The sequence below is a fragment of the Natronomonas salina genome, assembly GCF_013391105.1.
Taxonomy (GTDB): Archaea; Halobacteriota; Halobacteria; order Halobacteriales; family Haloarculaceae; genus Natronomonas; species Natronomonas salina.
This window is the reverse complement of the sequence record NZ_CP058335.1, coordinates 1,087,460-1,099,923: the sequence shown is the minus strand read 5'-3', so window position 1 is coordinate 1,099,923 and position 12,464 is coordinate 1,087,460. Positions and strand designations below refer to the sequence as shown.

Below are 12,464 nucleotides of genomic sequence, written 5' to 3'. Positions count from 1 at the left end.
AGAACACGAGTGAATGTCTGACGCACCTTTATACGTGCGGGGACGCGCTTACTCCACATGGCTGGGAACCGAGTGGAGGAACTTGAGGCCAAGGTGCGCGAACTCGAAGCGACGATCGACGGACTGACCGACGAACTCGTGGAGACGAAAGAGCGGTTGCAGGCGATCGAGGACGAGACCGGCGTCCAGGCGGACGTCATCGAGCGGCGGTCGACCCCCGCCCGCGACCGGCAGCGCGACGAGGTAGCGTCCGACGAAGAACCCGCAGACGACGCAGGGACCGAGTCGGCCGACGACGTTAACTCCGACGAGAACGAGGGGGAGGATAACGCGGACACCGGGTCCGGCGACGACATCATCGTCGCCTGAGTCGGGGTCCCACCACGAGCAACCCCATGCACATCAAAGAGCTCGTCCTGGACAACTTCAAGAGCTTCGGCCGCAAGACGCGAATCCCCTTCTACGAGGATTTCACCACGATCAGCGGACCGAACGGATCGGGCAAATCGAACATCATCGACTCCATCCTGTTCGCGCTCGGATTGGCCCGCACGTCGGGCATCCGCGCGGACAAGCTGACGGACCTCATCTACAACCCGAGCGACGACGACGAGGCCGACGACTTCGCCGGCGAGCGCGAGGCGTCCGTCGAGGTCATCCTCGACAACGCCGACGGCACGCTCGCCCGCGAGCAGGTCGTCTCCGCCGCCGGCTCCGAGAAGGTCGGCGACGTCGACGAGATTTCCATCCGTCGGCGGGTCAAGCAGACCGACGAGGACACCTACTACTCCTACTACTACCTCAACGGTCGCTCGGTGAACCTCTCGGACATCCGAGATCTGCTCTCGCAGGCCGGCGTCACGCCCGAGGGGTACAACGTCGTGATGCAGGGCGACGTCACCGAGATCATCACGATGACGCCCGGCTCCCGCCGGGCGATCATCGACGAGATCGCCGGCGTCGCGCAGTTCGACGCCAAGAAGGAGGACGCCTTCGAGGAGCTGGAGGTCGTCCAGGAGCGCGTCGACGAGGCGGAGCTCCGCATCGAGGAGAAGGAAGAGCGCCTCGAACAGCTCGAGGACGAGCGGGAGACCGCCCTCCAGTACAAGGACCTCAAGGAGCAGAAGGAGGAGTACGAGGGCTACCTGAAGGCCGCGGAACTCGAGGACAAGCGCGAGGAACTCGAGGAGACCCGCGAGAAGCTCGAGGTCAAACGCGAGAAGCTGCAGGACCTCCAGCGCGAGCTCGACGAGCGGCAGGGGAAGGTCACCCGCCTCGAGGAGGACCTCGCGGACCTCAACGCCGAGATCGAGCGGAAGGGCGAGGACGAACAGCTCGCCATCAAGCGCGAGATCGAGGAGATCAAAGGCGAGATCGCCCGCCTCGAGGACAGGATCGAGTCCGAGGAGGAGCGCATCGAGGAGGCCGAGAACAAGCGCCGGCAGGCCTTCGTCCAGGTCGACCGCAAGCAGGAGACCGTCGAGGAGCTCGAGGCCGACATCCGCAACAAGAAGGTCGAGAAGTCCTCGCTGAAGGCCGACGTCGAGGAGAAGGAGGACGAACTCGCGGAGGTCGAAGCCGAGATCGAGGCCGTCGACACGGAGTACGAGGAGGTCCGGGACGCCCTCGAGGAGAACCGCGAGGCCATCCAGGAGCTGAAGGACGAGAAGAACGAGCTCCAGCGCGAGCAGGACCGCCTGCTCGACGAGTCGCGGCGGCGCTCCCGCGAGGAGCGCGAGAAGCAGGAGGAGATCGAGGAGGCCGAGTCGAAGCTGCCGGAGCTCGACGCCGAACTCGAGGACCTCCAGAAGGAGCTGCGGAAGGCCGAGCAGAACCGCGACAGCATCACGAGCGTCGTCGAGGACCTCCGCGAGGAGAAACGCGAACTCCAGCAGGACCTCGACGACGTCGACGACGAGCTCTCGGCGAAGCAGCAGGAGTACGCCGAGCTCGAGGCCCGCGCCGGCGAGAGCGGCGACACCTCCTACGGCCGGGCGGTGACGACCATCCTGAACGCGGACATGAACGGCGTCCACGGGACGGTCGGACAGCTCGGCGGCGTGGACTCCCAGTACGCCACGGCCTGCGAGACCGCGGCGGGCGGTCGCCTGGCGAACGTCGTCGTCGACGACGACGGCGTCGGCCAGCGCTGCATCGAGCACCTGAAGTCGCGGAACGCCGGCCGGGCGACGTTCCTGCCGATGACGAAGATGCAGAACCGGTCGCTGCCGTCGGCGCCGGACCTGCCGGGCGTCGTCGACTTCGCGTACAACCTCATCGACTTCGACTCCCAGTACGAGAGCGTCTTCTCCTACGTCGTCGGCGACACCCTCGTCGTCGAGGACATGGAGACCGCCCGGGACCTGATGGGCGACTTCCGGCTGGTCACGCTGGACGGCGACCTCGTCGAGAAGTCCGGCGCGATGACCGGCGGCTCCCAGTCCGGCAGCCGCTACTCGTTCACGAAGAGCGGGAAGGGCCAGCTCGAGCGGGTCGCCGAACAGATCACGGAGCTGGAGGACGAGAAGCAGTCCCTGCGGTCGGACGTCCGGGACGTCGAGGAGCGCCTGGACGACGCCCGAGACCGGCAGTCCGACGCCGCCGAGCAGGTCCGCGACATCGAGACCGACGTCGCCTCCGTCGAGAAGGACCGCGAGGAGGTCGAAGACCGCATCGAGCGCCTCGAGGACGAACTCGAGGAGATCGAGGCCCAGCGCGAGGAGGTCGCCGAGGAGATGGAGGCCATCGAGGCCGACATCGCGGCCAAGGACGACGAGATCGCCGCGGTCCAGGAGGAGATCGACGACCTCGAACAGGAGCTGCAGGACTCCGCCATCCCGGAGCTGACCAGCGAGGCCGAGGCGATCCGCGAGGAGATCGCGGACCTCGAGGAGCGGATGGACGACCTCGACGGCGCACTCAACGAGCTACAGCTGGAGAAGCAGTACGCCGAGGAGGCCATCGAGGAGCTCCACGACGACATCGAGGCCGCCCAGAACAAGAAGGCCAAGGCCGAGGAGGCCGTCGCCGACCTCGAGGACGAGATCGAGGAGCAGGAGGACAGACTCGAGGAGAAGGAAGCCGCCGTCGAGGAGCTCGAGGACGAGCTGGCCGACCTCAAGGGCGACCGCGAGGAGCTGAAAGACGAGCTCGCCGACGCCAAGGAGACCCGCGACGAGCAGAAGGAGAAGGTCTCCCGCGTGCAGTCGAAGCTTGAGGACCTCGAGGACGCCGAGAACCGCCTGGAGTGGGAGATCGACGAGCTGTCCTCGCAGGTCGAGGAGTACGACCCCGAGGAGATCCCCGACCACGAGACCGTCAAGTCCGAGATCCAGCGGCTCGAGGCCGAGATGTCGGCCCTGGAGCCGGTGAACATGCTCGCCATCGACGAGTACGACGAGGTGGCCGACGAGCTCGCGGACCTCGAGGAGAAGCGGGACACGCTTGTCGAGGAGGCCGACGAGATCCGCGACCGCATCGAGCAGTACGAGGCCCGGAAGAAGGAGACGTTCATGGAGGCCTACGAGGGCATCAACGAGCAGTTCCAGGACATCTTCTCGCGGCTCTCCGGCGGCACCGGCGAGCTGGTCCTCGACGACCCCGAGGACCCCTTCGAGGGCGGGCTGACGATGAAGGCACAGCCGGGCGACAAGCCCGTCCAGCGGCTCGACGCGATGTCCGGCGGCGAGAAGTCGCTGACCGCACTGGCGTTCGTCTTCGCCATCCAGCGGTTCAACCCGGCGCCGTTCTACGCGCTCGACGAGGTCGACGCGTTCCTCGACGCCGCCAACGCCGAGATGGTCGGCGAGATGGTCGAGGAGCTGGCCGGCGACGCCCAGTTCGTCGTCGTCTCTCACCGCTCGGCGCTGCTGGAGCGCTCCGAGCGCGCCATCGGCGTGACGATGCAGGACAACAACGTCTCGGCGGTGACTGGCATCGACCTGTCGGCCGAGGGGGTGCCGGCCGATGACTAGCGAGGACGACCGCAGGGAGTCCTCGGAGAAAACGAGCGGTGAACGAAGTGAGCCGCGAGATAGCGAGGATCGACCGGGGGGAGATCCTCGGGAAACGCGAACGGGGAGCGAAGCGACCCGTGAGCCAAGCGGGGACGACCGCAGGGAGTCCCCGAAGGAATCGAGCGGCGAACGGAGTGAACCGCGAGATAGCGAGGACGACGGTTCCGAGGACGCAGACGACATCCCGCTGAACATCGCCAGCCACGACGCGGAGAAGGAACGCCGGCAGCGGGAGGCGGCGGACGACGGGATGGACGCGCTGACCGGGTCGACCGAATCAGAGGCAGGCGGCGAAGAGCAAGAGGAAGTCGATGACGAGGCGTCCGACCAGGACGACGTCCTCTCGGAGTTCGACATCTCCGAGCCCCGGTCGGACGACGACGAGGTCGAGCCCGTCGAACTGCTGGTCCAGCTTGCGGAGGACGGCGAGATCGACCCGTGGGACATCGACGTGGTGACGGTCACCGACAAGTTCCTCGCGCGGCTCGACGGCTCGGACCTCCGGACCGGCGGACGGGCGCTGTTCTACGCGTCGGTGCTGCTGCGCATGAAGAGCGACGTCATGTGGGTCGACGAGGACGAGCAGGACGAGGAGGAGTGGGCCGACGAGCCCTGGGAGATGCCGGAGGGCGAGCGGCCGGAGGGGGGCGGACCGGCGGTCGACCCGTTCCAGAAGCTCGAGCGGGAGATGGACCGCCGCATCGAGCGGAAGACCGCCCGCGGGATGCCGGAGACGCTGGACGAACTCGTCCGGGACCTCCGCGAGCGGGAGCGGGACACCTGGTGGAAGGAGTCCCGGACCTACGACACCTCGGAGTCGCCGTCGGGGTTCTCCCGGGGGACACAGACCCTGGACTACCACGGCCACGACGACTTCCGGATGGACGACGAGCCGACGGCCGACGACGTCACGGGGACGGCCCACGACGAGCACATGGAGGACATCATCAACGACGTCTACGTCGAGCTCCAGTCCCACTACGACCAGGGCCGCGACGAGGTGCTGTTCGCCGAGATTCGGGAGGCCGGCGGCTCCGTCGTGAACTCCTTCCTCGGGGTGCTGTTCCTCGCCCACCGCGGGCAGGTGCGCCTCCAGCAGGACGACCTCTTCGGCGACCTCTGGATCCAGGACCCGGCGGCGATGCCGGCCGAAGAGGCAGCCGCGGCCGACGTCTGACCCGCCACCGAAACTCCGGACGCGTTTGCCGGTAGATTTATCTCGAGTGGGTTGTTACGTTATGGCATACCATGACACCGACACGGTTCAGGGAGCGGCTCGCTGAGACGAGAGACCGCGTGGACCCCGACGACGTCGTCATGGCGCTGACGTACGTCCGCGAGGACGGCCGCCAGCGCTGAGTCCCGCGCCGGAACGCTGCTCGACGATCAGTAGTCGCCGAGCAACAGCGACACCTTCTCGCGGGTCTCGCGGTCGATGGCCTCCGGCGGCGTGTTGATCGCGTCCTCGAGCGCGTCGTGGCACTCGCAGTCGTACCCGTCGAATGAGCGGAGGAACGAATCGAGGATCGACGACATCGAGTCCTCGTTGGCGGCGGCGTGGCCGAGCACCGTCTCCAGTGAGACCTCCTCCTCGTCGTGCCAGACGTCGTAGTCGGTGACGCCGGTCAGCGCGGTGTAGCACAGTTCTGCCTCCCTGGCGAGTTGGGCCTCCGGGACGGTGGTCATGCCGATCACGTCGAAGCCCCGGTCGCGGTAGAACTCGCTCTCGGCCGTCGTCGAGAACTGCGGGCCCTCGATGCAGACGTAGGTGCCGCCGTCGACGACATCGGCGTCGGTCGCCCCGGTGCAGTCGAGCAGCCGCTCCGAGAGGTGCGGGCAGTAGGGGTCGGCCATCGAGACGTGGACGACGAGGCCGTCGCCGAAGTACGACCGCGGCCGGTCGCGGGTGCGGTCGAACAGCTGGTCGGGGACGACGAGCGTCCGCGGCGGGAGGTCCTCCCGGAGGCTGCCGACGGCGTTCGTCGCGACGACGTGCTCGACGCCGACCTGCTTGAGCGCGTGGAGGTTCGCCCGGTAGGGGACGTTGGTGGGATCGTACTGGTGGTCGCGGCCGTGCCGCGGGAGGAACGCCACCTCGGTGCCCGCGAGTTCGCCGACCTCCAGCGGCGCGCTGGGGTCGCCGAAGGGCGTCTGGACGCGCTCCTCGTGGGCGTTCTCGAAGCCGAGCGCCTCGTAGATCCCGCTGCCGCCGATGATGCCGAGCATGGTGGCCGTACGGCGGGGGAGTCCTTTATTTGCGGGGCGGCCCTCCGTCGGGTATGCTCCCGACCGGGCTGACAGAGCTCGACCGCAAGCTCCGCGGGGGCGTCCCGCCTGGCTCGCTCGTCGCCCTCACGGCACCGCCGGACACCCAGTCGGAGCTCCTCCCCGAGCAGGTCGCGCGCGCGAACGACTCGACGTACGTGACGACGCTCCGCGACGAGGCGACGGTCGCCGAGCGGCTCCCCGATGCGACGGTGCTGCGGGCGACGTCCGAGGCCCTGCTGTCCGACCCGGCGAGCTACCTCGACGTCCCCCAGGGCGGCTGCCTCGTCGTCGACGCGGTGACGCGGCTCGAACGGGAGACCGAGACGTACCGGGAGTTCCTCGAGGCTGCCTCGCGCCAGGCTCGAGAGGCCGACGGCGTGGTGCTGCTGCACGCCCACGAGACGGCGCCCGAACCGCCGGAGCGGTGGCTCACGCTCGCCCGCGCCGACGTCACCTGGCGGCTGTCGCTCGTGGTCAACCCCCTGGCGGTGGAGACGCGGCTCGCGGTGACGAAGAACCGCCACGGGTCGGCGCTGACAGAGCCGCTGAAGCTCCGCCTCACCGACCACGTCGCCATCGACAGCAGCCGCGACATCTGACCTACAGCAGGAGCCCTGACTGCAGCAGCGCGATGAGTCCCGTCAGCAGCGGCACGCTCAGCAGCGTCGTCACGAGGACGCAGGTGCTGACGTACTCGGGGACGCTGACGCCGCCGGCGCGGCTGTCGGCGGCGAACTCCACCGTGAGGATGACCGGTGTCACCGCCGCGGGCATCGCGCACTCGACGACGAACACTCGGGCGACGGTGGGATCGTCGAACCCCAGCGCCAGGGCGACCGCCAGGCCGACGAACGGCGAGACACCGAGCCTGAGGGCGGTCGCGGTGCCGGCCTGCGAGAGCGCGGGCCCGTAGTTCGTCCGGGCCAGCTGGAGCCCGAGGATGAGCAGCATCACCGGGATGGCCGAGTCGCCGACCAGGCCCAGCGCCTCCATTCCGGCGCTGTCGACCGGCGGGACGACGCCGAGCGCGCGGACGAGCAGCGCCCCCGCGACGGCGTAGACCAGCGGGATGCGGAACACCTTCTCGACGCCCGCCAGTCCGCCCGAACCGCCGGCCCGCGAGGAGACGTAGACGCCCAGGGTGTACAGCAGCACGGACTGCACCGACATCCAGAGGACGGCGGTCTGCCGGCCCACCTCGCCGAAGGCGAAGTCCGAGACGGGGATGCCGAGGTTGCCGGCGTTGCCGAAGGCGGCGACCAAAACGAGCGCGCCCACCAGCGGGTCGGGGCCGCCGGCGACCCGTCCGACGCCCTCGCCGACGAGCGCCATGAGGCCGGTGAAGACGACGACGCCGACGACGAGGCGGGCGACCGCGCCGCCGGAGAGGTCGCTGACCGCGAGGCTGTGGAAGACGAGCGCCGGCGCCAGCACGTAGACGGTGACGGTGTTCAGTGGCTGGGGGTCGACGTCCTTCAGCCGCCCGAGGACGAACCCCACCGCCGCGATGGCGACGACCGGGAGGATGGCCGACGCGAAGATGCCGAGGAGGTCCACCGGCCCGCGTCAGGCGAGCCGCCAGGCGTCGTCGCCCGCCCGTTCGGCGACGCCGCGGCGCTCCATCTCCGAGAGCACCTCGTCCAGGCGGTCCGGCTGGGCGATCTCCATCTCGATGCGCTCGATCCGGTGGTACGAGGAGAGGTAGTGGCGGACGTCCGCGCGCGTGAAGGCGTCCTGGTCGGCCTTCTCCATCACGCCGCCGACGAGGTCGATCATGTCCTCGATGAAGTTCCAGGGGTAGACGACCCAGGTCCACTCCTCGAGGCGCTCGCCGACGAACTCCGGTTCGAACTCGCTGGTCTGCAGCAGCTGCAGCGTCGCCGTCCGGACCGCCCCGCAGTCCCGGTCGGTGACGTACTCGTGGGCCCGCCGGATGGAGCCGCCGGTGTCGGCGATGTCGTCGATGACGAGGACGTCCTTGCCCTCGACGCTGCCCTCCGGCATCGGGTAGCGGATCTGCGGCTCGTCGGCCTTCTCGCCGGTGCCGACGTAGTGCTCCATCTTCAGGCTCGTCAGGTCGTCGAGCCCCAGGAAGTCGCAGATGCAGCGGCCGGCGAACCAGCCGCCGCGGGCCAGCGCCACCACGACGTCGGGCTCGAAGTCGGCGGCCTTCACCTGGTCGGAGACCCCGCGGCAGAGCCCGTAGATGTACTCCCAGTTCGTGATGGTGCACTTGAACTCGTCGGGGAGGTCGGACATGCTCGGGGCAAAGCGGGGCACCGCCGTTAATCTGTCCGTCCGCCCGAACGGCTATGTAGCCGGTGGCGATAGCCTCCCTATGGCCGACTTCGATTCGTTCGACCACGAGGCCCACGTCGCCGAAGCCATCGACCTGGCGTACGAGGCGATCGAGCGCGGCGACCGGCCGTTCGGGTCGGTGCTGGTCCGCGACGACGAGGTGATCATGCGGGAGTCCAACCGCGTGGTGACGGAGAAGGACGTTCGCCGGCACCCTGAATTGCACCTCGCCTACCGGGCCATCCGGGAGCTGTCCCCGGCGGCCCGGTCCGAGACGGTCATGTACACCAGCACCGAGCCGTGTCCGATGTGCAGCGGCGGGATGCGATACGCCGGGTTCGGCCGGGTCGTCTACAGCGTCGGCGCCGACGAGGTCGTCGAGTTCGCCGGCGGCGAGCCGGCGACCCGGGCCGCCGAGATCCTCGACTGCGAGGTCGTCGGGCCCGTCGCCAACGACGCCGGCCGCGCCGTCCACGAGACGTTCTGGTAGGGGCCGCCGCCGGCCCGGGATCTCCTGGCGCGCGGAGACGACGTATTAAGGCGGTCCCCACACACGGGACGGTATGGAGACGCGACGCGCGCTGCTGGTCGACGCGTTCACGAGCGAGCCGCTCACCGGGAACCCCGCCGGCCTCGTCCCCGACGCGGACGGCCTGGCCGACGACCAGATGCAGGCGATCGCCAGGGAGCTGAACGCCTCGGAGACGGCGTTCCTCCGCGAGAGCGACGACGCCGACCGCCGGATCCGCTACTTCACGCCGACACAGGAGGTGGAGCTCTGCGGGCACGCGACCGTGGCGAGTCACGCCTGGCTGGCAGAGGAGGGCGCCATCGACGACGGGACGCACACCCTCGAGACGAACGTGGGCGTGCTGGACGTCGAGGTCGACGACGGGACGGTCTGGATGACCCAGGACGACGCGACGGTCGAGGAGGTGGACCTCGACTACGAGCGGGTGGCAGCGGCGCTGGGCGCCGACCACGCGACGCTGGAGGACGTCGGCGCCGACATGCCGCTGGCGACGGCGTCGACCGGCCTCGGGTTCCTCGTGGTGCCGGTCAACTTCCTCGAGGCCATCTCGGGGCTGGACCCGGACCTGGGGGCCATCGCCGAACTGACCGAGGAGCTCGGCGTGACCGGCGTCTACGCGTTCTCCTTCGACGCGCTGGAGGGCGATTCGACGCTGCACGGGCGGATGTTCGCGCCCGCCGCGGGCGTCGACGAGGACCCCGTGACGGGGACGGCCTCGGGTGCGGTCGGGGCGTACCTGCGGGAGGTCCGGGCCTTCGACGGCGAACTGCCGGAGGAGATGGTCTTCGAGCAGGGGCACTTCGTTGACCGACCGGGACGAGTGCTGGTGCGGGCGCAGTCCGAACCGGTGTCGGTCGGCGGCCGGGCGGTGACGGCGCTCGACGGGTCGGTAGTGATCCCCGAACCCGACGACGACGAGATAATCGAGGCGTAAGCAGGCTGCTAAAGACGCCGGACGGCGGGCCGTTACGGCTATTGTGGTGTGCTAGCAACCCGATATCGATTCTGACAAGGTTTGTCGGCCGGCCAACGCTTCGGAACCTTCTTTATCGCTCTGGTCGGCTACTCGACTACAAGATGGCTGTACTCTGGCTGGACGAGATCGGGTCCGACGACCTCGGGGCGGTCGGCGGCAAGGGCGCCTCCCTCGGCGAGATGACCGAGGCGGGACTGCCCGTCCCTCCCGGTTTCGTAGTCACCGCGCAGACCTACCGCGAGTTCATCGAGGACACCGGCATCGACGAGGAGCTGTTCGAAGCCGTCGACGTCGACTCCGACGACTCCGCGGCGCTGGCCGAGGCCGAGGCCACCGCCAAGGAGCTCATCCTCGAGACCGAGATGCCCGAGCACATCAGGGACGGCATCCTCGCGGCCTACGACGACCTCGACGACGGCGAGGCCTTCGTGGCCGTGCGGTCGTCGGCGACCGCCGAGGACCTCCCCGACGCCTCCTTCGCCGGGCAGCAGGAGACGTTCCTCAACATCACGCGCGAGGACCTCGTCGAGCGCGTCAAGCACTGCTGGGCGTCGCTGTTCACCCAGCGGGCGATCTACTACCGCAACGAGCAGGGCTTCGACCACGACGTCGTCGACATCGCGGTCGTCGTCCAGCGGATGGTCGCCGCCGAGAAGTCCGGCGTCATGTTCACCTCCCACCCCTCGACGGGCGAGCCCAAGATCATCATCGAGGCCGCCTGGGGGCTCGGCGAGGCCGTCGTCAGCGGCTCAGTCTCCCCGGACAACTACGTCGTCGACCGCGAGAACGGCGATATCCTCGACGTGACGGTCGCCGACAAGAAGATCGAGATGGTCAAGGACGAGGAGACCGGCAAGACCGTCGAGCGCGAGGTCGAAGAGGAGCGCCGCGACGCGCAGGTCCTCGACGAGGCGGAGATCGAGGCGCTCATCGACATCGGAAAACGCGCCGAGGATCACTACGACGAGCCGCAGGACGTCGAGTGGGCGATCTACGAGGGCGAGGTCTACATGCTGCAGTCCCGCCCCATCACGACCATCGACGAGGACGGCGCCGAACAGGCCGCCGCCGACGGCAACGGCGACGGCGAGGTCCTCGTGAAGGGCCTCGGCGCCTCGCCGGGGATCGCCTCCGGGCCGGTCCGCATCGTCCGCAAGCTCGACCAGCTCGACAAGGTCAGCGAGGGCGACATCATCGTCACCGAGATGACGACGCCTGACATGGTGCCGGCGATGAAGCGCGCCAGCGGCATCATCACCGACGAGGGCGGCATGACCAGCCACGCCGCCATCGTCGCCCGCGAGCTCGGCGCCCCGGCCGTCGTCGGCGCCGGCAACGCCTCGGAGCTGCTCGAGGACGGCCAGGTCGTCACCCTCGACGGCGACAAGGGCTCGGTGACCGAGGGCTCCGCGGACCCCGACGAGGAGACCGACGCGGTCGACGACGTCCGCCCGCAGAACCCCGTCAAGCCGATGACCGCCACGGAGGTCAAGGTCAACGTCTCCATCCCGGAGGCCGCCGAGCGCGCCGCCGCGACCGGCGCCGACGGCGTCGGCCTGCTCCGCATGGAGCACATGATCCTCTCGACGAACAAGACGCCCGAGCGCTACATCGAGGACCACGGCGAGGAGGCCTACGTCGAGGAGATCGTCGAGGGCGTCCGCGGCGTCGCCGACGAGTTCTACCCCCGGCCGGTCCGCGTCCGGACGCTCGACGCCCCGACCGACGAGTTCCGGCAGCTCGAGGGCGGCGAGAACGAGCCGAACGAGCACAACCCGATGCTCGGCTACCGCGGCATCCGTCGCAGCATCGACCGGCCGGACGTCTTCGCCCACGAGCTGGAGGCGTTCAGCCAGCTGTTCGAGATGGGCTACGACAACGTCGAGATCATGTTCCCGCTGGTCAACGACGCCGAGGACGTCGTCCGCGCGCGGAACCTGATGGAGGACGCCGGCATCGACCCCGAGCGCCGGACGTGGGGCGTGATGATCGAGACGCCCGCCTCGGCGCTCGGCATCGAGGAGATGGCCGACCAGGGCATCGACTTCGCCTCCTTCGGCACGAACGACCTCACGCAGTACACCCTCGCGGTCGACCGGAACAACGAGAACGTCGCCGACCGCTTCGACGAGCTCCACCCCGCGGTGCTGAAGCTCATCGAGACGACCATCGAGACCTGCCGCGAGGAGGGCGTCGACACCAGCATCTGCGGGCAGGCCGGCTCGAAGCCCCAGATGGTCCAGTTCCTCGTCAACGAGGGCATCTCCTCGATCTCGGCGAACATCGACGCCGTCCGCGACGTCCAGCACGAGGTCAAGCGCGTCGAGCAGAAGCTCCTGCTCGACTCGGTCCGCTAGGACTGCGCGGTCACTCG

Annotated in this window: 10 protein-coding genes; 7 read left to right on the top strand and 3 right to left on the bottom strand. The window is 68.9% G+C overall.

The window, feature by feature from the left end:
* Positions 1 to 57: 57 nt before the first annotated feature.
* Genes HWV07_RS19630 through HWV07_RS06055 form a run of 3 tightly spaced genes read left to right on the top strand, consistent with a single transcriptional unit; the run spans position 58 to position 5,193 of the window.
* Positions 58 to 369, top strand: coding sequence for a DUF7518 family protein (locus tag HWV07_RS19630; protein WP_211694235.1), 312 nt, complete (start codon positions 58 to 60; stop codon positions 367 to 369).
* A gap of 26 nt (positions 370 to 395) precedes the next feature.
* Positions 396 to 3,974, top strand: a complete 3,579-nt coding sequence (smc, locus tag HWV07_RS06060; protein WP_178333439.1) for a chromosome segregation protein SMC — start codon at positions 396 to 398, stop codon at positions 3,972 to 3,974.
* The gene (locus tag HWV07_RS06055) at positions 3,967 to 5,193 is read left to right on the top strand and encodes a segregation/condensation protein A (protein ID WP_178333438.1); all 1,227 of its coding nucleotides are present in this window, start codon (positions 3,967 to 3,969) and stop codon (positions 5,191 to 5,193) included. Before smc ends, HWV07_RS06055 begins: the two co-directional genes overlap by 8 nt.
* Positions 5,194 to 5,402: 209 nt before the next feature.
* On the opposite strand, the gene mtnP is transcribed toward HWV07_RS06055, so the two are convergent.
* Positions 5,403 to 6,242, bottom strand: coding sequence for an S-methyl-5'-thioadenosine phosphorylase (gene mtnP / locus HWV07_RS06050; protein WP_178333437.1), 840 nt, complete (start codon positions 6,240 to 6,242; stop codon positions 5,403 to 5,405).
* 53 nt (positions 6,243 to 6,295) lie between these two features.
* On the opposite strand from mtnP, the gene HWV07_RS06045 reads away from it, so the two are divergent.
* On the top strand, positions 6,296 to 6,883 hold the full coding sequence (locus tag HWV07_RS06045; protein ID WP_178333436.1) for a DUF7125 family protein: 588 nt from the start codon (positions 6,296 to 6,298) through the stop codon (positions 6,881 to 6,883).
* Between the two features lies 1 nt (position 6,884).
* Here the strand turns inward: HWV07_RS06045 and HWV07_RS06040 are convergent, their stop codons facing one another.
* Complete coding sequence (locus HWV07_RS06040; protein WP_178333435.1) at positions 6,885 to 7,841, bottom strand: AEC family transporter; 957 nt, start codon at positions 7,839 to 7,841, stop codon at positions 6,885 to 6,887.
* Between the two features lie 9 nt (positions 7,842 to 7,850).
* Positions 7,851 to 8,543 (bottom strand): phosphoribosyltransferase, encoded by a 693-nt coding sequence (locus HWV07_RS06035; protein ID WP_178333434.1) that lies wholly within the window; start codon positions 8,541 to 8,543, stop codon positions 7,851 to 7,853.
* A 79-nt stretch (positions 8,544 to 8,622) separates the two neighbouring features.
* Here HWV07_RS06035 and HWV07_RS06030 point away from each other — a divergent pair, with 79 nt between their 5' ends.
* The 3 genes from HWV07_RS06030 to ppsA all read left to right on the top strand — a co-directional run bounded on the left by HWV07_RS06030 (position 8,623) and on the right by ppsA (position 12,447).
* On the top strand, positions 8,623 to 9,072 hold the full coding sequence (locus HWV07_RS06030) for a nucleoside deaminase (RefSeq protein ID WP_178333433.1): 450 nt from the start codon (positions 8,623 to 8,625) through the stop codon (positions 9,070 to 9,072).
* A 73-nt stretch (positions 9,073 to 9,145) separates the two neighbouring features.
* Positions 9,146 to 10,048, top strand: a complete 903-nt coding sequence (locus HWV07_RS06025) for a PhzF family phenazine biosynthesis protein (RefSeq protein ID WP_178333432.1) — start codon at positions 9,146 to 9,148, stop codon at positions 10,046 to 10,048.
* Positions 10,049 to 10,191: 143 nt separating this feature from the next.
* Positions 10,192 to 12,447: a phosphoenolpyruvate synthase gene (ppsA, locus tag HWV07_RS06020; protein WP_178333431.1), complete on the top strand. Its 2,256-nt coding sequence runs from the start codon at positions 10,192 to 10,194 to the stop codon at positions 12,445 to 12,447.
* Positions 12,448 to 12,464: the final 17 nt, after the last annotated feature.